The sequence below is a fragment of the Chryseobacterium sp. PvR013 genome, assembly GCF_017833095.1.
Taxonomy (GTDB): domain Bacteria; phylum Bacteroidota; class Bacteroidia; order Flavobacteriales; family Weeksellaceae; genus Chryseobacterium; species Chryseobacterium culicis_A.
In genome coordinates this window covers 2,324,168-2,346,607 of record NZ_JAFIBT010000001.1, presented here as the reverse complement: position 1 = coordinate 2,346,607, position 22,440 = coordinate 2,324,168, and the positions used below count along the sequence as shown (strand labels likewise).

Below are 22,440 nucleotides of genomic sequence, written 5' to 3'. Positions count from 1 at the left end.
AATTTTATAAAAATATATCATACAGTAATGACTTTTAAAAATGGAATTTTAAAAAAAAATCCAAGAGTATGAATTAAGAGTAATAATAAATGACCAATTTCTCAAAATATGCGGTTAAATTAATTCTAAATTTGTATGCTTGTAAATTTCTTCGTATCCGATATCTAAGCACATCTTATTAGAAGAATAATTATTTAGATCCGTCATTAAAAGACTTTTTTGATTTTTGTCAAATAAAATTTTACTACATTGAGACAATAATAACTTGCCTAAATTTCTATTTCTGAAATCAGGTCTCACAAAAATTATTCCGATATCAGGATCAGAAATTGTACAAAACGCTACAATTGTTTGTGATTCCTTTAGTATATAAATGGAGTTTTCTTTTATATGCTCAATAATCATAGCATTTATAAAAGCTTTCTCTTTATTTCTCTTTCCTTCATATTCTTCAACGTAATAGGCTAGCATCATTTCCGTTAATTCTGCATGGTCTTCTAATTTTGGTAGTAATGGTGTTTCACTATTTAAAATTAATAAACCTTTATTATTTAGTTGGTAAAAAATGCGATCTTTTATAACTGTAAAATTTGTTACGTTCTTTCCTCGTATAATGCTGTAAACTAAGTTATAATCACCCATTATTTCAAAACCCTGAAAAGATTCAAAATTTATGATACTTTGCAATTCAAGTGTAAATTCTTTTAATGTGTCGCCATAGATAAATAGTTTTCCATCTGTTTCAATATAAATAGCCCAATATGTATCTAATCTCAAAATTCTTGTATTTTCTGTTACTGGCAGCTGGCCAATAACAAACGCATAATGTAAAACATTACTCAGATATTTGTATTTATAATCATTTACATCAATATTATAGTTTAAAAAATGAAAAAAGTCGTCTTTTTCATTAATAGTAATTATTTTCATAAATATGTTATTAGTTAAATCTAATATAAAAAATATTTTTTTATTAATATTTTTGTTTACAAGGCATTATATTATTTTTAGCAAAGAAATTTAATAGTTCTAAAACATATATTAGTAATTATTAAAAGATGATAATCTATTTTCTTGTGGAAACAGAATTCTTATTGGTATTTCATAACATTTAATTTGCAAATGTTATACATTTCTTTATATGAGATTTATTTCACCAATATTCTGACCGTAACTATTAAGAAATTAGTAAATAAAAAATCCTAACTTATGTTAGGATTTTCTCTTATTTTGATTTTTAAATTTTACTTCTAAAAGATTGATTTCATTTATAGCGGATTCAATTTGTTTCTGAGTCATCCTAGAAACTAACTGAACTATATCAAGCTCAAGAAAATTACAAATATTAATAATAATTTCAATCGATAAATTTGTTTTTCCTCTTTCGATTCTACCAATGTAATCTTTGGAAAGGTCAATCTCATTTCCAAGTTGGAATTGTGATAATCCTTTTCTTAATCGGTATAATTTAAAAATTATCCCGATTTGAATTTTTATTTCTTCACTGTTCCATTTATACATTCAGTAAATTTTGTAATTAAAAATGTTTTTCATGAAGACTTATAGTTCGTTTTGATTTTTTTTTAATTATATTTGTAGAATAAGTTTCATAAAATGTAACTTTGCGATACTTCAACGAAATATTAGAAGCTATTGCTTAGAATCTCGATTCGAAAACTGGTAATTTTTAACATGCGAGACGATAAGCAGGAAGCTCACGACCTAGGCGTGGGCTCTCTTATCTGCATGTAAGGTATACCAGTGCCCCGAATCGGATAATGTAGAGTCCCATGCCGTTTTTTTTCCAATGCAGTTCGCTTTATATCTACATTACAATCTAAGCCCGCTTTCAAAATAGTATCAGATTACACGATACAATAGGAGGGTACAACCTATTGCGGCTTTTATAAGCTTTCACGGGAACACAAATTCATTCATATATTCACATTTGACCGTGTAGAGAGGAGCATTATGGTTTTTCCTACATGGTCTTTAAAAACTATTATTTACAGTAAAACAACCATTGAAAAATAAAAAAACAGCTCTCGGATCAGTTAGAAAGAAACGTAGAAAACTACAGTGTATTGAAACTTTCTTTCAGACCAACGATCTGGTAACAGCTAAACAGATGCTCAGTTCCATCATGCAATATGCAGTAAACGGGAAAGACTGGCTAAAGAAAGATCCTTCTGTCATTTTACAATTTCATCAATCATTGAACCTATTCATCCGTGAAGGTTATATGATCAGTAAAAAGAAAAAGAAACGGAAGGTAAATGCAGCGTCATACATCGGCTCACCAATGATGAAAGGTTCTCTGTCTGCTAAAGAATATGAAAACCCACTCTTGGTTTTCAAAAGAGCCTTTAAGGAATACAGCATTCAGGAGTTTGACTATTTTATATCCGGCATTGTTTATTTCTCACAGCAGATGTATAGATACGGGCCAGAAAGCAATCTGGTAAGACCTTATATCCATCTTTCAAAGATGCTGGATGCAGCTTATCTTATGTTGGAAAGAGGAATTCAGAAAAATGATAGCAAAAAAGTAAAATAAGAAACAGAAACTAATAAAAAAAGCCCTTTCCCATGCAGTTTGGACACTTACAGGAAAGAGCGTAGTTCAGTAATTAATCTTTAAAAATTAAAAACCTTTACAAATCTATGAAAAATTCCTATTACAATATAGGAGGCATTTTCTTTGGGCTTATGTTGACCGCTGTAAGCATTACTACAAAAGCTCAGGTACACACCATTTCCGGTACCGTAACCTCATCAAGCAAACCTTTACAGGGAGTCATAATCTCCCAAGAAGGCAGTGATCAGGTAACCATGACTGGCAACAACGGAACCTATACATTAGAGGTTTCAGCAGAAAATACCATCCTATTGTTCAGACACCCTGATTATGCAGAGGAAAAATTTAAACTCACTAATCAGACCGTCGTTAATATCAGCTTAGAACAAAAAGTAAAGGGAATCGAAGAAGTTATTCTCAACGCTGGCTACTACAAGGTAAAAGACAAAGAAAGAACCGGTAGTATCGCCAAAGTTTCAGCAAAAGATATAGAAAACCAGCCTGTCACCAATGTCTTATCTACGGTACAGGGAAGAATGGCAGGAGTCAGTATCACCCAGAATTCAGGAGTTCCGGGAGGCGGCTACAGCATCCAGATCCGAGGGCGCAACAGCCTGAGAACTTATGCCAACAGTGAAATCGATGGCAGCCAGCCCTTATATATAGTGGATGGTGTCCCCGTGGGAAGCGGAATGACTGCTACTTATGGTGCCAATATTTTGTCAGATGCCAACCTAAATCCTTTAAGCAATATCAGCCCCAATGATATCGAAAGCATTGAAGTTTTAAAAGATGCAGATGCCACGGCTATCTATGGTTCAAGAGGAGCCAACGGCGTGGTACTGGTAACGACTAAACGGGCCAGGAAAGGAACTTTAGGGCTTTCTATCAATACATCCTATGCTTTAAGCAACAGCCTTTCCAATCTTACCATGATGAATACGGAGCAATATCTGGGAATGCGAAGACAGGCTTATGCGAATGATGGAATTACCGTATATCCGGCCACTGCGTATGATATCAACGGAACATGGGACCAAGGCCGTTATACGGATTGGTTCAAAACACTTCTCGGTAATACATCGGTTAGCTCCAATGTCCAGCTGTCTTTATCGGGAGGCGGGGAGAAGACCTCTTTTCTGGTAAGTTACGGACACAATGAGCAGACTACGGTCTTTGCCAAAGATTTCCGGTATAAAACCAATACCTTACTGGGTAACCTGTCACACCGCTCAGCAGACAACCGGCTGAACTTTACCATGTCAACACTCTTTTCCAAGCTGGAACATAATGTAATCAGTCTTGACAATACCGGCAGTGCTTTATTTCTGGCACCTAATGCTCCGGCTCTGTACGATTCACAAGGGAATATCAACTGGCAGAACAATACCTTTGATAATCCTTTGGCTGCCTATAACAGTACCTATTCCAACAACAATATTCAGTTCATGAATAATTTCACGGCGGGTTACGAACTTATGAAAAATGTACAGATCAGACTCAATGGAGGAATCAGTTACCAGACCTTTGATGAACTGTCATTGCAGCCCAGCACGATCTATAATCCGTCATTAGGGATAGGCCCTGCCAATTCCAGGGCGTTACAAAGCAATAAAAGCAGAATGTCCTACACTTTGGAACCGCAATTGAACTGGAGCTTTAAAAAAGGTAGTCATCAGTTGGATGTCCTGGCAGGGGGTACCTATCAGAGCGATCCGAATACTCAGGGTGCCATACAGGGATATGGTTTTACCAGTAATGCATTTATTGAAAATATTGCCGCAGCTACTACCAAGCTGATTTCGGACCAGATCAAAACAGAATATAAGTATACAGCCGTCTTTGGAAGACTTAATTATCAGTTTGACCATCGCTATATCATTAATATTACAGGCAGAAGAGATGGAAGCAGCCGTTTTGGAACCAACCGTAAGTTTGCGAACTTCGGTGCGGTGGCAGCGGCCTGGCTGTTCTCCAACGAAAGCTTTATGAAAGAACTGTCCTGGCTCTCCTTTGGAAAGCTGAGAGGAAGTTATGGCTCATCCGGAACTGATAATATTGGGAACTACCAGTATAACGATACGTTTATCACTTCTACCTTAGGGTATAATAATGTAACAGGACTGGTTCCTTCCAAACTCTTCAATCCTAATTTCAGCTGGGAGAAAACCATCAAATTAGAAGCTGCACTCGAAATGGGATTCTTTAAGGATAGATTTCATGTTACGGCATCCCATTACCGCAACCGTTCATCGAATCAACTGGTAGGTTATCAGCTTCCATCAGTAACAGGGTTTACTTCAGTGCTGGCCAATCTGGATGCCACCATTCAAAATACGGGTTGGGAATTTGAGATCACAGGACGTCCGTTTACCGGAGCTTTTAAATGGGAAACATCAGCCAATGTAAGCTTTCCGAAGAATAAACTTCTGTCTTTCCCGGGACTGGAAGGATCAACCTATGCCAACTCTTATGCAATAGGGCAATCCGCTAATATTACAAAATTGTATCATCTGGAAGGTATCAATCCTCAGAACGGTCAGTATATCTTTACGGATTACAACGGCGACGGCAGGATCAGTTCCCCTGATGACAGGCAGATTATTAAAAATATAGGCGTAGAGTTTTTCGGGGGTTGGAGCAATAATTTCAGCTATAAAAACTGGTCATTGTCAATGCTTGTTCAGTTTGTCAAACAGCAGAGCCGCAATTTTAATTATCAGATGTCTTCCCCCGGACTGATGCGGAACCTTCCTGTAGAGGCCTTGAATGTCTGGTCACCCGACAATCCGAATGGATTGTATATGCCGTATCATGCTACCGCATCACCCCTGCACAGTTTATTTCAGATGAGTGATGCCACCGTGTCCGATGGGTCATTCATTCGGTTGAAAAATATTCAGCTCAGCTATCGGATTCCGTTGCAGGGGAAACTCATCAGAGAAGCCAAGATCTATTTTCAGGGCCAGAACCTCTATACCTGGACCAAGTATTTCGGGCTGGACCCGGAGTTTTCATCTTTAGGATTTCTGCCGCCTCTAAAAACGTATTCTTTCGGCATGCAGATTAACTTTTAAAACCAGTACAATGAAACTTTATAAACAATTCTATATCATAACAGGATTTTTAATACTAAACAATATGAGTTCCTGTGAAAAACTGATCGAAGTAGAACTGCCGTCCAATCAGATTGCTTCAGATCAGGTATTTGTAGATGTACAGACGGCAGATGCTGCTCTGGCTGGATTATATTCTGGACTGCGCGACAACTCGCCGTTTGCAGGGGATCAATCGGGCAGACTATTAGGGCTTTACACCGATGATTTGGATTTTTATTCCACTACGGCAACCAATGGACTACCGGAGATATTCCAAAACCTTCAGAACGATTCCAATGCCAGTATTTATACAGACTGGTCAACCTCATATAAACAGATCTATGTGGCTAATGCCATACTGGAAGGCATTGAAAACTCAAAGTCTATTTCCCAGGCAGACCGCAACCGAATCAAAGGAGAGGCATTAATGGTCAGATCCATGCTGCTGTTATACCTTCAGCAGGTATATGGAGATATTCCTTATCCGACAACGACCGATTATCAGGTTAACCAGACAATTTCAAAAACTGATCAGGCCCAGGTGCTTATACAGCTCAGTGAAGATCTTAAAGAATCCATCAGCCTGCTTCAGGACAACTACAGAAATACGGAAAGGATCTTCCCTAATCGTAAAATGGCGGAACTGCTATTGGCTAAAGTCTATCTGCTGGAGGGAAGCTGGGTAGAGGCTGAGCTTCTGTTAAAGGGCATTATTCAAAGTCCGCTGTACCAGTTTCAGAATGATATTACCAAGGTCTTTAACAAATCCGGCTTGCATATTCTCTGGCAACTGAAACCTAAAAATTCCGGCGATGGGACTAAAGAATCCGGAATCTATTATTTTAACAACTCAGCACCTTCGATGACCGCTCTCAGTACTGGCCTTGTCAATGCATTTTATCCCGCAGATCTCAGAAAACAATACTGGATGGCACCGGTAACTTTTAACGGAACAACCTGGTACAGGGCTGAGAAATATAAAAACAGGACAGCCAATACAACGGAGTATTCAATTATTGCCCGGCTGGAAGAAGTATATCTTCTTTTAGCCGAGACTTTGGTACAGCAAAATAAAATAGATGAAGCCCTTTTTTACCTCAATAAAACCAGACAGAGGGCAGGAATAGTACCATTAGCTTTGCCTTTGTCAAAAGAAGAAGCACTCAGTGAGATCACACGGGAAAACCGGCGAGAGTTTTTTACAGAAATGGGACATCGTTTCTTCGATTTGAAAAGAGTCGGAAAGCTGGATACATCTATACAGGGAAAGCCTAACTGGAAGTCTTTTCATAAACTATGGCCAATTCCCCAGCAGGATATTTTGTTAAATCCCAATTTAAAACCTCAAAATGAAGGCTATTAAAATCAAAGCGCTATTATGCATAATGATTATCTGTATGTGCAGCCAAGGATTGTTGGGACAATATAATATTGATTCTATACAACAGAGATATGCTGCATTCTATACTATTGCTCATTTAAAAGTATCAGATGATAACCGATGGGTTTCTTTTTCTAAGATTTACAAGAAAAACACAGATACCACCGTTATTGCCTGTGCGGACAAACAGCAATCTGTCAAAGCTGTTTTGACTGGTGTTTCTGAAAGCTACTTTTTGAAGGACAATCATTTTTTCTGGCTGGGTCGTGGAAAGGCACAACTTATTAATCTTCGAAACGGAGATAAGAAAGATTTTAAGGAAGTCAGCAAAATAGAAACACTGCCCGCTCTGGGATATTATGCTGTTTGGTACAAAAGCCGTTTTCTTGAAGTATTTGACAGCAAAAACAAACTTGTTGCCTCAGTTTCTGATGTTACACAGTTAGTTACTAATAAACAGGATAAATTATATGTAATGGTTAACCGAAGCAATCTCTCATCGGTTTGGTCTTTGCAATCCAAAGAATTTAATAAAGTCTATACCTCTGAACAGAATATAAAAAAAATCATGCTCGCACCCTCACAGAAATATCTTGCAGTTACAGAGCAGGAGAAATCTTCTGATGGATTACAGCTTGTATTACTCGATACCCACTCACTCAAAGTTTCAAGAGTTGGCAATGGTTTTATTAAGTCTGATTATATTGAGGTGCGTGAGATCAAAAACGGACTTGCTTTTTTTCTGGATTTTAATAGCCGGCCAAAACCTGCTCCTACCGCCCAGCCGGAAATAAAATATGGTACCAATCCCGATTTATGGCTTTATAGAATGGGAGAGCAATATCATGAGTACTGGGTGTATGATGTAAAGTCAGAGCAGTCTCAAAAGGTAGATACTGGTTTTGCGTTTATGGCTGCTATAGATCATGAACGATATTTTCTGAGCTTTGACCGAAGGGAAAGGAATGCCTACGTCAGTTCTGTTTCTTGGTTTGACATTTATTTGTATGACCGCTATAGTAAAACTTCAAAAAAGATACTCTCTCAGATCTCCAACCTTGTAGTTAGCCGACAGGGTAAATATATAGTAGGATTCAGTGAAGAAGAAAAGCGATGGATTCTGTATAATACTTTATTATCCGGAAAAATGAAGATTGAAAACCCTCATATTGGGAGGCCAACTTTTAGTGATGACAATCATTATGTTTTTTTTGAGAGTGAGAATGGAATATACAGGCTTAATGTACGGACGAAAAATTTGGAAGAACTACCCTTAACAGCGAATAAAAAAATTGCTATTCTCAATGTCAAAGAAGATGTGATCTATGGCACGTTAGGCGCAGACTTTAGAATCCGCAGCATTAATGCCAAGAAGCCTATTATCCTTGAGCAGTATGATCAAAACAACAATGAAACATCATATGCTCAATGGTTTCAGGATAAAATAAAAGTACTTCTTCCAGCGACTAAAAATAGGGTAAGTGATTTCAAAATAAATCTCCTGAGCCAGGCGGTTTTCAGTCTGGAAGAAAATTTTAACAGCCCTCAGACAATTTATCAATATCATAGCGGTCATAAGAAAGAAGTGTATCAAAGCAATAGACATGATCATGAGATCACTACGGCCAGGCAGGAAACACTTTCATACAAGAATAGTTTGGGAGTACAAATCAAAGGTGTATTGTATTATCCCCTTAACTTTGATGCCCGAAAGAAATATCCATTGGTTGTGTCGGTCTATGAAGTTCAGAATAAAAGTGCATCGGTATATCCCTATCCTTATTTTTCGGGAATAGGGATTAATATCCGGTCACTCATTGATAATGGCTATTTTGTTTTTCTTCCCGATGTGGTTTTGGATAGCCGGGGACCTGGGTTCTCTGCGTTGGATTGTGTGCACTCAGGACTGGATGCCCTAAAAGGATATGCCAATATTGACAGCAATAGAGTAGGACTCATGGGGCATTCCTTTGGCGGGTTCGGAACCAGTTTTATAGCGACCCGTTCCCATCGTTTTGCGGCCTATATATCTGGAGCAGCCGTTACCGATCTTGTTAAATTTTATTTTTCCTTCAGTCAGGAAAGAAATCTTCCTAATTATCCCCGCTTTGAAAACGGACAGTTTGATATGAAAGTGCCTTTTTCTCAGAACAAAATGCTCTACTACGACAATAGTCCTATTGCCAATGTAGAGAAGGTGAATAAGCCGATCCTTCTCTGGACAGGACTGAAAGACGGAAACGTCCCTTATACTCATACCGAAGAATTGTATACGGGTTTGCTGCGGAATCAAAAAAAGGCGATAGTACTGTATTATAAGGATCAGGATCATGATCTGGCAAAAAACAGTGCTGAGAGCATAGATCTTCATATGAGGATTCTTGAATGGTGGGATTATTTTCTGAAAGATAAAAAAGACATTCCCTGGATTGATAAAGAAATGAAAAAGGATGCCTTGTAAGGCATCCTCTTCTTTTTTTACTGTGGAATTTCTCTCAAAACATTGTCGCAGAAAGTTTCTGAGACCTGTTCTTTCAGCTGGGTGCCGTCTGACAGTTCACAGATCGGTCCTGTCGGAATGTCACTACAGTTTTTACCTGCTTGCTCACAAGTGAAATTTCCATTACCATCCGGAACCATTACGTATCCCGGTACAATAGCTTTGTTTGTCTGATTTGCCATCTTAGTGGCAAATGCTGTTCCTGTTCCTAGTACCACTAGTAAAGCAGGGAAAAGGATTTTTTTCATAAAATGAAATATTTAGTGCTGCCTACTCTGTTGATCGGTTTTCGGCTTCCCCGATTTAATATATTGAGATAATGCTTTTGTCATTTTATATTGGGTGAGTTCATTATTATGGATAGTGTACAGATATTTGTCCGTTACAATGATATCATTGAGTGTATGATCATCTTTCTTGAAAATATAGACGCTGCCTACATAACTTTGGGAATCAATGTCGTAGACATCCAATACATCTGATTTTTTCCAGGCTTTTCTCGATTCGTGTCTGCCCATCAGGCTGGATTGGACGAAAAGTAAATTTTTGTACACCACGGATCTGATATTGACCTTTAGTGCCGGTGCTTTCATCTTGTAAGTGCCGTCAGAAAGCTTCGTAGTTTTAATCTGGACAGTTTTTACGGTATCAATGGTTTTTACAAACTGTTGCACCTGCATACTGCTGTTCATGACAATTGCCTGATTTCTGTAAGTATAGGTATATAACAGTTTTTTCGTATGCGATTCGTATGCCATGCTTCCGTCGACGTCAAACAGGCCATCGGTCTGTTTCTTTAAAACAGTTGTTTTTAATTGTAATTTCTCAGGACTGTCAATGTCAAGTAGTCCCAGAACCAGATGATTGCTTGGACGTATCTGTGTCCTAATGGCAAAACGGGAAGAGTCAATGACCTTGAGATCATTAAAATAAGCGTCTTTATAACTTATTCTTGTGGTAGATTCGGTCCCAAGTTTACCTTTAAATAAGATAGGTACCGACCCGTCATAAATATAGAAATGATTGTCCGATACTATTTGCCTGATATTTTTATAAGGATGATCTGTTTCTATTCGGGCAGAGGTAACCGCTGTTCGATGCATTGACGAGTCGATTGTGAGGAGTTGCTGCGGATATTTCTGGTTAGACAGATAAATGTTATGTTCATCAAACCCAGCAAAATAATAGAAACCATTGTCCAAATGTACTGATTGGTGCTCGATGACAGGGTGCTTGATAAACCGCCTTGTAAAATTATTTTCTTTTTTAATGACATGCTCGGAGGAAAGAAACATACCTATGATTAAAATAATGCTAAGTACGATTAATGTTGATACCGTTATAGTAGTTTTTGATTTCCGGACAGGAATATTTTTTTCCATTAAGAATAAGGCAATAATTATAAGTAATACAAATATTACATTAAAAACTAAATGTTCAGTCCAGCCCAGTTTTTCGAGAATTCCTCCACAGGAACAGGGAACAAAGTCACTATAGTTGAGAATGATGAAAATATAGGCTGTAAATGCTGACATTAAAAAAAGTGAGAGGTATAAGCCTGATCGTCTGCAGATGGGTACCAACAGTAAGATGGAAGCAATCCATTCTATTATAATGACGCCGTAAGAAACAAAACCTGCATATGCGCTGAGAAGTGGTGATTGTGCTAATTGAATCTGAAATCTTTCAAATTCAAAAAGTTTACTTACACTCGCGTACACAAATAATACAATAAAAAAGTAACTTACAATAGTAGGGAATATGTTGGAAAAATTTTTCATGCTTTGTTGTCATTATGTTTAACAGACCTGAACCAGTCTCCATTTAATCTTCCATCCGCAATATTCAGGCATCGGTTCACCCTTAAAGAGGGTTACAGTTGTTTTGAAATTCCCCATACTTTCCCAGATGCCACTCTTTGGACATGGTAAGCCTGTAACAACTGTTATGGAGGTATGAGGAATCATATTTTTTTGTTTTTAATCCTGAGTAAGCCGCCAATTATCACCGTCTCTGACAGGAGGATCTTTTGTTCCAGGATCTTCAATGACTTCTACGGATTTAGCAGAATCCTGTTTCATTACTAAGCCATTTAGTGTGGGCTCTGATTTTTCAATATATTCACTATTTGAAATAATATCTTCATCTCGATGGTTGCAGTTTTGTAGACAAACTGCTACGATGATTATGCTAAAAAATGGGATAAACTTTTTCATTTTGATAATTTTAATTGGGTTATCCCGGCCGGATTATAGTAGAATTCTGATGTCAAAATTATCCGGCTTATGAGCTAAAAAAAACTGTTATATGGCTCTATTTTAAAATTATTACGTCTCAATTTTAAAATTACTACATGCGGATATCAGAGTTTAAGTGGCTGTATTTGCATGTTTTACAGGATTTTTATGTTTCTGTTATTTAATTCATTGAAATTTGATTTATTTAAAACATAAATGTTTATTTTTGAGATGGTGAGGTTCTAAATATCAGTCTATGAAAAAGTTTTATTGCTTTCTCATCTTATTTCCTGTTTTTTCACAATTTTTATTTTCACAAAAGAAAGAGGAAAAAACTTTCAGTGAAATTAGAAAGCCTTATGAAAAAATGGCAATAGATGACATTCATGCAATGCCCTATGTAAAACTGTACATTGAGAAAGCAAAAAACGAAAATAATTTTTCAAAGCTGATTCAAGGGTATAGAGATGCAAGACAGTTTGATTATAAAAACAAGATGAAGTATGCTGACAGTGCGCTTACTGTCAGTTTGCAGCATGGAAGCCAAGATGACATCAGTAAAGAATATTTAAGCAAGGGAATCATCTATTATTTTTATCAAAAAAAATTTAAGCTGGCTTTAAATGAATACATTAAAGCCTATACGCATTCAAAAGGCTCAAAAGATGAGTACCATAGGTATAAAGTCCTTTATCATTTAGGAATTGTAAAAAGTCATTTGGGCTATTATGATGACGCAATGAACCATTTTCTTGAATGTACTTCATTTTACAGGTCAAAGCTGAATGAAAACCATCATGAAAATGAACAGTTTAACTATGAGAAGGCGTATCTCAACTGCTTACATCAATTGACTGTCCTCAACAGATATCTGCATCATTTTGCCAAGAGTGATAGTTTAAGCAATTTAGGTTATCGGCTAACTGCCAATAATAATGATTTTGTGCTTGAAAAAAGCTATTTCCTAAAATGCATCGGAATTTCCAGATTTCATCATAAAGATTATGTTGGTGCTCAGGATCACTTGCAAAAATCTTTACCCAATATTCTAAAGAGAAATGATTTCGCCTGGGCTTCTGTAGTATATTATTACCTGGGTAAAACATATGAAGCACAGGATAATGTAAATAAGGCTGTAGGATGTTATGACAAAATAGATTCTATTTTCAATAAACATGATTTTATACTTCCAGAGGTCTATAAGAGTTATCACTATCTTATCGATCATTATAAAGATAAAGACCTAGAAAAGCAACTGTACTATACCAATCAGCTTTTAAAAACTGACAGTTTAATCAGTAAAGATTTTCCCTATTTATCTTTGAAACTTCATAAAGATTTTGACCGACGTACACTGATGGATGCAAAAGAAGAAATCGAGAGATCCAGTAGTAAAAAAATAGTATTGGCTCAGATACTGATTGCTTCAGGAAGTGTCGTTCTTGGTTTTTTTGTTGTCCGGTATCGAAGAGATCAAAAGATAAAAAAACAATATCAGCTTCTTCAAAAGAGAATTGCTGAAGGAAAATATAATATGAATGATATTGTAAGAGAAGAAATGCTAGAGCTGCCTGTAAGAAAGACTTCTCTTACCCCGGAAATGGCTTTAGAAATAAAAGAAAAACTTCAGAAGTTTGAGCAGGAGCAACATTTCAAAAAGAAGGGGATTACGCAGAAAAGTATTGCTTTAAAGCTGGGAACAAATCCCCACTATCTTTCGGTTTACATCAATGAACAAAAAAGGATGAATTTTAATAAATACATGGCTGAACTGAGAATTAATTATATCACCAATCTTCTTAATACCAACAGTAAATATTTAAATTATACCATCGAGGCTCTGGCTGATGAATGCGGTATAGCGGCACGCCAGAACTTTTCAAATCTGTTCTTTGATATCAATGGGATCAGACCTACTGATTATATAAAGAATCGGAAAAAGGAACTGGGTATTAGTTGATTAAGTCGTGCTTTAGGTAATCTTTGTAAATTCCTTAAAAAAGGACATGGTAACAAAAACTATTTTTAAAAGAACTTCGAAGTTATTGGAGGATCTGGACCTAAAGATTAACGAAGTCAATGCTGACGGAAATGATCTGATCAAAATTTCAGAAAAGGCATTACTTATTATTGATGAGTCGATAAGGAAATTAAAACTTCTGGTTTCCAACCACCATTTTGATCATATTGCTGAAGAAGTATTCTTTTTTAAAAAACTGAAACCGCAGTTTATCTCAAAATTTATTTATTATTCTGCAGTACTGGATATTGAATCTCATAAACCGGCTGCCGGAAATAAGACTTTAAAAAAATATTATGAAGCAGAACAGGAAAAATTGAAAGACTTTTATTTGGAGCATTCTGAATTTTACAGTTACTATAAACGGGAAGCAACCTATCTTGATCATAAAATATTTGTTCGCAATTCCTATGACCTAAAAATGAAGTTATCATCCGGATTTTATAATTATGATCCGAGTTTTACAACTTCCCACGATCACATGATTGCCAGATTTATTTCCAATGAGCAGTTCGATCAGTATTTAAAAAAGCAAATTGAAAATTCAAATGATACCTTTACCACAAAAGTATTTTCTCCTTTGAGCTGGTCGGGATCAAAGGTCGGTCTTATAGAGCTTATCTATGCACTTTACCAGATGCGTTGTTTTAACGGTGGTAATATCGAGTTAAGCGAAGTCATAAAATTTACAGAAAAGTCATTGGATTGCGATTTAGGCAACTTTCATAAAACCATCTTTGAAATCCGTAACCGAAAACAGGGACCAACCAAATTCCTTCAATTGGTGAGTGACAATTTGAATCAATATTTTATGAACAGTGATGCTGAGTAACATAAATACAAACAGAAACCTCAAATCGTATGGTATTTGAGGTTTCATTCTTTAATCCGAGTTCAATAAATGTTGCAAATCAGGATCATTTTTTATTCGATCCATTTCATCTGTGATGATATTTAGAATATCTGACTTAATTTCTCTATAATTATCTTGAATCTGCCTGGTCATACAATCATTCTCGTCTTCATCAATAAAGGATCGGATCTGCGGTATCTGCTGAAAGCTTTTCATTTCTTGAGAAAGCTTAATATTGTCCACCACAATCTCGGAATGAAAAATCTTCTGCTGAATCCTTTCATCAAAGTTATCAGATACAGCACCGACAAAAAATCCCTGAGTCAGGGTAGAAATCTTGGAAGCAGGAATCAAACTGTCCAATTGGGTAGAAATAGAGGTGGAAGTATCGTTCCTATTGATGGATATACTCTGTCTTTTCTGCAGTATTTTTCCAAAACGTTCGGATAAGGTTTTGGCTGTTTCCCCAACCACCTGACCGCTGAAAATATTGCCGACCGTATTCTGAATGACTTTACTTTCCTTATCTCCATAGTCTCTTGTCAACTGAGAAAAATCCTGGAACCCTAGACATACTGAAACTTTATTACTTCTGGCAGTAGCAATTAAATTATCCAGGCCTCTGAAATAAATGGTAGGCAACTCATCAATAATCACCGAACTCTTCAACTGTCCTTTTTTATTAATTAACTTAACAATTCTCGAATTGTATAGCCCAAGAGCAGCAGAATAAATATTCTGACGATCAGGATTATTTCCAACACACAGAATTTTAGGCTCATTGGGGTTATTGATATCCAAGGAAAAATCGTCTCCGGTCATTACCCAATACAATTGTGGTGAGATCATTCTAGACAAAGGAATCTTTGCGGAAGCGATTTGCCCCTGCAATTGATCCTGGGCGCCTCCTTGCCATGCATCCATAAAAGGAGATAGGTAGTTCTCTAATTCAGAGTAAGAGGTTAATATTGTAAAGACCTCTTCGTATTTTTTGTTTAACAGCTCAATAGCATGTGGAAAAGTGCAGTATTTGCCGTTCTTATACATCTTAAGAAACCATATGATGGCAGCTAGCAGTATGATAGGGCTCTCAACAAAGAAATCACCCTGTTTTTGTATCCAGCTTCTGTTCAGGTTTAACATAATGGTGTAGGCAGCTTCGTATGCATCCGATATATCCGTCATAAAATCGGGGTTTAAAGGATTACATCGATGGCTTTTTCTAGGGTCGTCAAAGTTGATGATATAGAATTTCGGCTTTACGGTATAAGCATCAGAATGATTGAGAAGATGGTTGTACGCAATAGTAGACAAATCATCGAATTTAAAATCATAGATATACATGGAAAATCCTTTTTCAATATGTTGTCTTATATAGTTGTTGACAACAGCATAGGATTTTCCTGAGCCTGGAGTTCCTAAGACAATGGTGGCTCGAAAAGGATTGACTACATTAATCCATCCCTGATGCCATTTCCCCTGATAATAGAATTGTGTAGGAAGGTTAACAGAATATTCATTATAGCGTAATTGGGTTTCCTGCTGAAAACTTTCATTCTCATTGTTAAAAACATCGGTCATTAAGTTTGTTTGGAGTAAACGGCCTATCCAGACTCCTGCCTGCATCAGGAAGATGTATCCGGAACAGGTAGATAGAATATAAAGCACAGGAGTAAAGCTGTTGGCAGATTGTAAGAGGATTGCGTTTAAAAAGAATAAGACAAAACCAATAGAAAAACCAATACTAATTTTTTTCCAAGTGATCTTTTCATTTTTGACTCCCTTTGTTCCGAGGCAACTCAAAGCCAGTAAAACTATTGCGAACAGCTTAGAATAAATAGGTTGAGAAAAAAGGCCTGCGGTCTTATTAAAATTATAAAGAATCTTATTGATGAGTTCCAGTGTCCATTGTTGATGTGCAAAAAATCCATAACAAAACCAGTACAGATGCATTAGTATTAGAATAATGCTTACCGCTCGCATAAACGCCATGATTTTGGCAAGTCCTCTTAAATCGTCTTCACCCTGCATATTACCTTTTAGAAGCATAAATACAGGATTACGTATTCTCAAATATAAATGATGCGTTGCAAGCATGCGTTGTCTGCCTTTGGCTCTTTGAGCATCGTTATAAGACCGTTTTTACAAAAGAAGATTATTTTTTATCTTCTTTTTCTTTGTCTCTTTTTCATTTGTGATTCAAAAATTTGTTCCTCTTGATCCTCATGAGGACCTGAAGACAATAACCCGCTAAAAAATCCGTCAAATACTTCGTAGCTGTTATTGTTGAGGAAATGTTCTGAAGATTTTTCAAGCGATATATCATTGTTAGAACTATTATATGAATTGGTTTTAGGCTTTGTTTCTACCTCATTCCACAGTGTATTGAATAAGTTGGCTGATAGTTCTTTACTCAGCTGTGAGCCATTCCAAACAGATTTTGAGTTATGGTCTATAAATGTGATTCCGTAGATCCTTCCCTCATCATTCTTTCGTATGACCGTAGCGATTCCCTGTTCCAAAAGTTGAACCTTAAAAGAAGCTTCCGATTTACTCGTGCTGAGAGCGGTTTCAATAGTTCTTTTAAGAATGAATTTTGAAGGATTATTTTTCATTTTTACTTTAGATTTTTCAATAAGCACCTGAATATTTTCTACTCCTACATGCTTCCCAAAAAGGGATGATTTAAAAGGATTGCTTACTTTTTTTCCATTTTTATCCGTTGCAAAATAGACCATTCCTTTTCTCATTTTTCCATGCAGTTCTCCAGTAACCTCTTCACAGGAAATATTAAATTGAGAGAGTAAAGCGTTATATGCACCTATACTTTGAATGCTGTAGGTTTGAGGAATGTGTCGTAGTATCGAGGATAATTGTGTTTTGATATTCCCCTTAGTATAATCTACAGGTTTAAAAATAGAGTTTTGATTTAAATTTCTATTCTCACCAGCAACTTTCAGGTTGTATTGTTTTTCCAATTTCCTGCAGACTTCCATTGATCGGGGATGATCATATCGATCTGATATTTTCTTTCCATCGATCTGGACACAGGTGGTCACAATATGAATGTGCGTTCTGTCAATATCAGTATGTTTAAAAACAACATACGGTTGATTTCCATAACCCATTTCCTGCATATATTGCTGGGCCATTTCCCGATAATCTTTGTCATTAACCTTATCTTCAGGATCAGGATTAAGTGAGATGTGTCTTACCGGTTTTTCAGTTTTGTTATTGGCAATCAAGTAGGGTTCAAAGTACTGATGAAAAAATTTAACTGAATAAGGTTGATCCCACAAATCAGGAATCTTATTAGTGAATAAAACCGTTCCTTTTTCGTTGTCCACCTTATGTTGATTGTAGGTAAGCGCACCCCATAGGTTTTCACCTTTTCCAATTTTGGCGATCATTTTTCATAATTTTTTTGAATATGGTTTTGTTCAAATTCTTTGGCAAGTTCTATAATCTGCTTACCAATTAAAGCTAGTTCTCTGGTATGATTTTCCAGTTTAAAGAGATAGAAAGACGCTTTTTTCTCAGAAAAGTTTCGGTATAAAATTTTTACAATCTGATTATAATTGTTTCCAATCGACTGGAATTGGTAGAAGAATTTGGTCAATTGGGTATGATAATCTATTGTTGAAATATCCACTTTTACAATTTTTAATTCTTTCTGCAACAAAATTGTTGTAATAAATTTCGCTTTGTTACTCATTCCGGAAGCCTCATATAAATTTAAAAACTTTATATTTTCCTCATCCGTAAGTCTAAATACATGCCTGTTTTTACTTGGATTAAGCTTGGGCTTACGCCCGCCTTTGCTTTTTTTATTTACATCCATCGCATTTAATTTAATATTAGTAAAATCACGACTTTGGAGTGGTTTTTAAAGCCCCAGCCAGGGCAAGTTGTTTTGAGGCACGAAAAAAGTTATGAGGCACTCAAAACATAACTTGCTCCTTTCGGGTGAAAGGAAATTTCAGTAAGAATATATATTTAATGCTTTAAAGCATTAAATATAGTCCAACTCCAAAAACTCCTTATTCTTACAAAACAAAGTAAGCTTCTATGATGTAGAAAAACAGAATGTTAGACAAAGCTATAGACAGTCACTTAAAGCCAAAAATGACCATTAGAAATGTTTTAAAAAAGAAATACTATTCATTTGTATCAGATTGAGGGCGGGATTTCCTGACTGCAGATCTGATAGAAATCCTGAATAGTGGAAATCCAGCATGCCAGCCTTCCGGAATTCCAGCCGTCAAGATAGTCTCTGTGAAAGATAGTCTTCAGGAAAGCAATTTTTCAGGATTGCAGGATGAATGGCATTCAGCCAGAACTGATTGAAGTCAATACAGCTTTAGGGAATTCCGTCCAGTAGCACTGAAAGCAGTATAGGGAACCTGATATATGTATTGCCCAGTGGCTGTCAATCAGTCTTTCTTCCCAATTATGTATAACCAAAATCAAGCAAAATGAAAACAAAGAACCAACCCACAATTATTGCATTTTCCACTCAAAAAGGAGGGGTAGGAAAAAGTACATTTACCACACTTATGGCAAGTATTCTTCATTATCGGATGGGGTATCATGTTGCCGTTTTTGACTGTGACTTTCCTCAGTACAGTTTACTCCAGATGAGAGAGCGGGATTTAAAAATGGTGATGCAGAATGAGATTTTAAAAAAGATCGCTCACAAACAATTTACGAGTATTAATAAAAAAGCGTATCCCATTTTCCAGAGTAAAGCCGATCAGGTTTTAGAGGATATAGATGCTTATGTTGAAGGATCTGAAACAATTCCTGATGTTATATTTTTAGATCTACCGGGAACTGTGAATACCGCTGGTATTTTAAAAACTTTGACGAAAGTCCATTATATTTTTTCACCCATTACTGCGGATCGTGTTGTATTGGAAAGTACGTTAAGTTTCACCGATGTTCTAACCAATGTGTTGATGAAAGAAACTCAAACGGGAATTCGGGCAGTCCATCTTTTCTGGAATCAGGTGGATGGAAGAGAACGGACGTTGCTCTACAAAAACTACAGTAAAGTGATTTCAGATTTAGGGCTGCCGCTTATGGAAACAAGCATTACAGACAGTAAAAGATTTCGGAAAGAAGGGGAGTCGACATCAAAAACGGTTTTCCGGTCAACATTACTGCCTGCGGATCTTAAGCTGCTGACTCAATGCAGGCTGGATAAGTTCATAGAAGAATTTTTAAGAATTGTAAAACTATAAATTATGGAACAGGACAATAACAATGAAGATAACATTATCGATGAACAATATCTGATGTCCATTATGGCAGGAAGTCCTAAGAAGGAAGTTATTTCAAAAACTGATGATCCTCCAAAGGAGAAGGGTGAAGCAAAAAATAAGTTGAAGAATAAAAAAACATCAGATTTAAGTTATGTTGAGCAGTTTCTTACTCATCATACAATGACTAAGCGGGGTGATAAAAGTATCTATATCCGTCCTGAATATCACGAGCGCCTCTCGCGTATTATTCAAATCATTGCCGATGACCAGATTTCTCTGTATGCTTATCTGGATAATATACTGGCGTATCATTTCGAAATGTTTGAAAAGGAAATTACTGATGATTTCAATAAAAAATACCGTCCCATTTTTTAATATCATTTTATGGAAAAAATAATCATTATAGCTTTATTAATCGCTATCATTCTAATTCTTCTCGACAGAAGATTCCCAGTCAATGTCCGTGCGAAAGATAGGGGTAATACTAAGAAAAGTTCTCCATCTATAGTGGGAGATATTAAGCAAACAAAAAGAAAAGGTTGGCCAGTTGAAGCCACTGAAAGCCACCTTGAATTTACTTCATTAGCAGAAGATAATTTTGAATCAGAAACCAGAGACGGGAAAGCTGAGGATGTAACCGAGAATAAAAACCTTGATGATATTCTAATCAAGGATAATTGGGGGCAGGAGGAAGAGGATTGGAAGTATCAGGACTCTAATATCGAAAGCGGGTTTGCTACAGGGGTTACCTTTCAGGAATTGAGTACTGCGGGTCAGCTGTTACAGCGGAAAATGCTGGAACCTGATTTAGAACAGCAAGCAGTTGCTATAATTCAAAAAATTCATGGGACCGAGCTTTTTGATCTTTTGGAGAATTCGTTGGGGGAGGCTTCGAAGCGTATTTCAAATTTGTTAAGTCAGAGCATTTCGAATGATGTTGAAGGCATATCTTCCAGTTACAAAGATGGTGTTGAAGGTTTCGATATTGGGGAGTTTGTTTAAGCAAATTCCCCTTTTGTTATTAAGAAGTTTCAACTAAGATCTGTTATCAAACAATTCGTGCAGTTTTTTCTGCAGAACCTTTTTGTCGGGAAGCTGCATTTTGTATTCAGAAACCATTGTCGGAGAAAGACTTCTACTCAGCGCATATTCTACTACTTCGCTGTCTTTGTCTTTACAAAGCAGTACGCCGATGCTTGGATTTTCGTTCTGACGTTTAACATCCCTATCCAGCGCTTCCAGATAAAAGTTAAGCTGACCCAGATGTTCGGGTTTGAATTTATCTGCTTTCAGTTCGAAAGCGACAAGGCATTGCAGCCCCCTGTGGAAGAATAAAAGATCAATATAAAAATCAGAATTGCCGACCTGTACTTTGTACTCTTCGCTGATAAAAAGAAAATCCCGTCCTAACTCCAGGATAAAATTTTTCATCTGCTCAATTAAACCTTTTTGGAGATCATTTTCATTGAATGTTTCAGGCAGATTTAAAAAGTCAAATACATAGCTGTCTTTAAATGTATTGACTATATCAGCGTTAGTTTCTCTCAACACTGTTGAGAGTTTTGAATTTCCAATCATCGTTCTTTCAAAAAGGCTGCTGGATATCTGTCTCTCTAACTCCCGGAAGCTATAATTTTCCTGTTTGGTCAACTTTATATAAAATTCCCTTTCCTCGATTGATTTACATCTGGAGAATATGGACAGATTATGAGACCAGCTGATTTCTCTCAACAGTGTTGAGATTTTTGGAAATTCCTTGTAAGTCTCATAAAACTGCTTCATTCTCCAAAGATTCTTATCCGAAAAACCTTTTAGTTCAGGTTCATGAGTCTGGATAAACTGAGAAAGTTCTTTAACCACAGATTGTCCCCATTCACTCAGCTCAACCTTTTTGCTGATATACTCACCAATATTCCAGTATAGATCGATGAGTTCCTCATTGACTTTTCTTATCGCATTGTTACGAGACTGTTTGATGAGCTCAATAATATCTGTGAACCTTTTATCCATGATTTCTCTTTTTTGAAATTCCTTACAAATTTACAATTAATTATACAGGAATTCTGACTGGCGCACGGTTCTTTAACAGCCAAAAGAGTCCATCCACTGCCATTCCTGTTATTGAGTACCTAGACTCGGACATCTTTGTCATCAAGCCCGTAAAGTGCGGGTTTCATAATCAAAAATCTATTCATTATGAAAAAACAAAGAAAAAAATTGCTGTACGCAATTTTAACATTCGTAACAATTAATTCGGTATTCGGCCAAGGCAATGGTTCAGCCGGAATCAATGAGGCTACACAGATGGTCACTTCTTATTTTGAACCCGCTACCCAATTAATTTACGCCATAGGTGCAGTAGTAGGATTGATTGGAGGAGTCAAGGTTTACAACAAGTTCAGCAGTGGTGATCCTGACACCAGTAAAACTGCTGCAAGCTGGTTTGGGGCATGTATCTTCTTAATTGTTGCGGCAACAATCCTTCGTTCATTCTTCCTTTAAAATATTG

At 36.6% G+C, this 22,440-nt stretch carries 20 protein-coding genes; 10 read left to right on the top strand and 10 right to left on the bottom strand.

What is annotated here, in order from left to right; genetic code table 11:
* Window positions 1–114: 114 nt before the first annotated feature.
* Window positions 115–930 (bottom strand): GNAT family N-acetyltransferase, encoded by an 816-nt coding sequence (locus JOE44_RS10585; RefSeq protein WP_209785558.1) that lies wholly within the window; start codon window positions 928–930, stop codon window positions 115–117.
* 282 nt (window positions 931–1,212) lie between these two features.
* Window positions 1,213–1,521: a helix-turn-helix transcriptional regulator gene (locus JOE44_RS10580; protein WP_052480558.1), complete on the bottom strand. Its 309-nt coding sequence runs from the start codon at window positions 1,519–1,521 to the stop codon at window positions 1,213–1,215.
* A 502-nt stretch (window positions 1,522–2,023) separates the two neighbouring features.
* Between JOE44_RS10580 and JOE44_RS10575 the strand changes: the two genes are divergently transcribed.
* From JOE44_RS10575 to JOE44_RS10560, 4 genes are all read left to right on the top strand, one after another.
* On the top strand, window positions 2,024–2,557 hold the full coding sequence (locus JOE44_RS10575; protein ID WP_209785557.1) for a hypothetical protein: 534 nt from the start codon (window positions 2,024–2,026) through the stop codon (window positions 2,555–2,557).
* A gap of 107 nt (window positions 2,558–2,664) precedes the next feature.
* Window positions 2,665–5,655 (top strand): SusC/RagA family TonB-linked outer membrane protein, encoded by a 2,991-nt coding sequence (locus tag JOE44_RS10570; RefSeq protein WP_209785556.1) that lies wholly within the window; start codon window positions 2,665–2,667, stop codon window positions 5,653–5,655.
* Window positions 5,656–5,665: 10 nt separating this feature from the next.
* Entirely contained in the window at window positions 5,666–7,039 is a 1,374-nt protein-coding gene (locus JOE44_RS10565; protein ID WP_209785555.1) for a RagB/SusD family nutrient uptake outer membrane protein, read from the top strand.
* Window positions 7,026–9,518 carry a prolyl oligopeptidase family serine peptidase gene (locus tag JOE44_RS10560; RefSeq protein WP_209785554.1) on the top strand — a complete coding sequence of 831 codons (2,493 nt, stop codon included), beginning with the start codon at window positions 7,026–7,028 and terminating at the stop codon, window positions 9,516–9,518. Before JOE44_RS10565 ends, JOE44_RS10560 begins: the two co-directional genes overlap by 14 nt.
* A 17-nt stretch (window positions 9,519–9,535) precedes the next feature.
* Here JOE44_RS10560 and JOE44_RS10555 read toward each other — a convergent pair whose 3' ends face one another.
* Genes JOE44_RS10555 through JOE44_RS10540 form a run of 4 tightly spaced genes read right to left on the bottom strand, consistent with a single transcriptional unit; the run spans window position 9,536 to window position 11,773 of the window.
* Window positions 9,536–9,805: a DUF6520 family protein gene (locus tag JOE44_RS10555; RefSeq protein WP_076597476.1), complete on the bottom strand. Its 270-nt coding sequence runs from the start codon at window positions 9,803–9,805 to the stop codon at window positions 9,536–9,538.
* Between the two features lie 12 nt (window positions 9,806–9,817).
* Window positions 9,818–11,338: a DoxX family protein gene (locus tag JOE44_RS10550; RefSeq protein WP_245169755.1), complete on the bottom strand. Its 1,521-nt coding sequence runs from the start codon at window positions 11,336–11,338 to the stop codon at window positions 9,818–9,820.
* Between the two features lie 18 nt (window positions 11,339–11,356).
* The gene (locus JOE44_RS10545; RefSeq protein WP_164466612.1) at window positions 11,357–11,524 is read right to left on the bottom strand and encodes a hypothetical protein; all 168 of its coding nucleotides are present in this window, start codon (window positions 11,522–11,524) and stop codon (window positions 11,357–11,359) included.
* A 12-nt stretch (window positions 11,525–11,536) separates the two neighbouring features.
* Entirely contained in the window at window positions 11,537–11,773 is a 237-nt protein-coding gene (locus JOE44_RS10540) for a hypothetical protein (protein ID WP_209785553.1), read from the bottom strand.
* A 277-nt stretch (window positions 11,774–12,050) separates the two neighbouring features.
* On the opposite strand from JOE44_RS10540, the gene JOE44_RS10535 reads away from it, so the two are divergent.
* Together JOE44_RS10535 and JOE44_RS10530 are read left to right on the top strand one after the other, a co-directional pair.
* Entirely contained in the window at window positions 12,051–13,754 is a 1,704-nt protein-coding gene (locus JOE44_RS10535) for an AraC family transcriptional regulator (protein ID WP_209785552.1), read from the top strand.
* 46 nt (window positions 13,755–13,800) lie between these two features.
* A complete protein-coding gene (locus tag JOE44_RS10530; protein ID WP_034692224.1) occupies window positions 13,801–14,646 on the top strand; it encodes an RteC domain-containing protein in 846 nt (281 codons plus the stop codon).
* Window positions 14,647–14,697: 51 nt separating this feature from the next.
* Here the strand turns inward: JOE44_RS10530 and mobC are convergent, their stop codons facing one another.
* The 3 genes from mobC to mobA form a co-directional block, all read right to left on the bottom strand.
* Entirely contained in the window at window positions 14,698–16,698 is a 2,001-nt protein-coding gene (mobC, locus tag JOE44_RS10525) for a conjugal transfer protein MobC (protein ID WP_209789162.1), read from the bottom strand.
* A 131-nt stretch (window positions 16,699–16,829) separates the two neighbouring features.
* Entirely contained in the window at window positions 16,830–18,077 is a 1,248-nt protein-coding gene (gene mobB, locus JOE44_RS10520) for a conjugal transfer protein MobB (RefSeq protein WP_209785551.1), read from the bottom strand.
* Window positions 18,074–18,508, bottom strand: coding sequence for a conjugal transfer protein MobA (gene mobA, locus JOE44_RS10515; RefSeq protein ID WP_209785550.1), 435 nt, complete (start codon window positions 18,506–18,508; stop codon window positions 18,074–18,076). Before mobA ends, mobB begins: the two co-directional genes overlap by 4 nt.
* A gap of 634 nt (window positions 18,509–19,142) precedes the next feature.
* Here mobA and JOE44_RS10510 point away from each other — a divergent pair.
* The 3 genes from JOE44_RS10510 to JOE44_RS10500 are packed head-to-tail and all read left to right on the top strand — an operon-like array spanning window position 19,143 to window position 20,933.
* Window positions 19,143–19,910, top strand: a complete 768-nt coding sequence (locus JOE44_RS10510; RefSeq protein WP_209785549.1) for a ParA family protein — start codon at window positions 19,143–19,145, stop codon at window positions 19,908–19,910.
* A gap of 3 nt (window positions 19,911–19,913) precedes the next feature.
* Window positions 19,914–20,306, top strand: coding sequence for a DUF3408 domain-containing protein (locus JOE44_RS10505; protein ID WP_209785548.1), 393 nt, complete (start codon window positions 19,914–19,916; stop codon window positions 20,304–20,306).
* Between the two features lie 9 nt (window positions 20,307–20,315).
* Window positions 20,316–20,933 carry a hypothetical protein gene (locus JOE44_RS10500; protein ID WP_209785547.1) on the top strand — a complete coding sequence of 206 codons (618 nt, stop codon included), beginning with the start codon at window positions 20,316–20,318 and terminating at the stop codon, window positions 20,931–20,933.
* 33 nt (window positions 20,934–20,966) lie between these two features.
* Here the strand turns inward: JOE44_RS10500 and JOE44_RS10495 are convergent, their stop codons facing one another.
* Window positions 20,967–21,941, bottom strand: coding sequence for a PDDEXK nuclease domain-containing protein (locus JOE44_RS10495; protein ID WP_142716705.1), 975 nt, complete (start codon window positions 21,939–21,941; stop codon window positions 20,967–20,969).
* Between the two features lie 186 nt (window positions 21,942–22,127).
* On the opposite strand from JOE44_RS10495, the gene JOE44_RS10490 reads away from it, so the two are divergent.
* Entirely contained in the window at window positions 22,128–22,433 is a 306-nt protein-coding gene (locus JOE44_RS10490; RefSeq protein WP_034692230.1) for a DUF4134 domain-containing protein, read from the top strand.
* The last annotated feature ends 7 nt before the right edge of the window (window positions 22,434–22,440 follow it).

What these genes read in the sequence shown, in the direction of transcription:
- JOE44_RS10585 (WP_209785558.1), bottom strand. Translation starts at nt 930, where the DNA reads ATGAAAATAATTACTATTAATGAAAAAGACGACTTTTTTCATTTTTTA.
- JOE44_RS10580 (WP_052480558.1), bottom strand. Translation starts at nt 1,521, where the DNA reads ATGTATAAATGGAACAGTGAAGAAATAAAAATTCAAATCGGGATAATT.
- JOE44_RS10570 (WP_209785556.1), top strand. Translation starts at nt 2,665, where the DNA reads ATGAAAAATTCCTATTACAATATAGGAGGCATTTTCTTTGGGCTTATG.
- JOE44_RS10565 (WP_209785555.1), top strand. Translation starts at nt 5,666, where the DNA reads ATGAAACTTTATAAACAATTCTATATCATAACAGGATTTTTAATACTA.
- JOE44_RS10560 (WP_209785554.1), top strand. Translation starts at nt 7,026, where the DNA reads ATGAAGGCTATTAAAATCAAAGCGCTATTATGCATAATGATTATCTGT.
- JOE44_RS10555 (WP_076597476.1), bottom strand. Translation starts at nt 9,805, where the DNA reads ATGAAAAAAATCCTTTTCCCTGCTTTACTAGTGGTACTAGGAACAGGA.
- JOE44_RS10550 (WP_245169755.1), bottom strand. Translation starts at nt 11,338, where the DNA reads ATGAAAAATTTTTCCAACATATTCCCTACTATTGTAAGTTACTTTTTT.
- JOE44_RS10545 (WP_164466612.1), bottom strand. Translation starts at nt 11,524, where the DNA reads ATGATTCCTCATACCTCCATAACAGTTGTTACAGGCTTACCATGTCCA.
- JOE44_RS10540 (WP_209785553.1), bottom strand. Translation starts at nt 11,773, where the DNA reads ATGAAAAAGTTTATCCCATTTTTTAGCATAATCATCGTAGCAGTTTGT.
- JOE44_RS10535 (WP_209785552.1), top strand. Translation starts at nt 12,051, where the DNA reads ATGAAAAAGTTTTATTGCTTTCTCATCTTATTTCCTGTTTTTTCACAA.
- JOE44_RS10530 (WP_034692224.1), top strand. Translation starts at nt 13,801, where the DNA reads ATGGTAACAAAAACTATTTTTAAAAGAACTTCGAAGTTATTGGAGGAT.
- mobC (WP_209789162.1), bottom strand. Translation starts at nt 16,698, where the DNA reads ATGCAGGGTGAAGACGATTTAAGAGGACTTGCCAAAATCATGGCGTTT.
- mobB (WP_209785551.1), bottom strand. Translation starts at nt 18,077, where the DNA reads ATGATCGCCAAAATTGGAAAAGGTGAAAACCTATGGGGTGCGCTTACC.
- mobA (WP_209785550.1), bottom strand. Translation starts at nt 18,508, where the DNA reads ATGGATGTAAATAAAAAAAGCAAAGGCGGGCGTAAGCCCAAGCTTAAT.
- JOE44_RS10510 (WP_209785549.1), top strand. Translation starts at nt 19,143, where the DNA reads ATGAAAACAAAGAACCAACCCACAATTATTGCATTTTCCACTCAAAAA.
- JOE44_RS10505 (WP_209785548.1), top strand. Translation starts at nt 19,914, where the DNA reads ATGGAACAGGACAATAACAATGAAGATAACATTATCGATGAACAATAT.
- JOE44_RS10500 (WP_209785547.1), top strand. Translation starts at nt 20,316, where the DNA reads ATGGAAAAAATAATCATTATAGCTTTATTAATCGCTATCATTCTAATT.
- JOE44_RS10495 (WP_142716705.1), bottom strand. Translation starts at nt 21,941, where the DNA reads ATGGATAAAAGGTTCACAGATATTATTGAGCTCATCAAACAGTCTCGT.
- JOE44_RS10490 (WP_034692230.1), top strand. Translation starts at nt 22,128, where the DNA reads ATGAAAAAACAAAGAAAAAAATTGCTGTACGCAATTTTAACATTCGTA.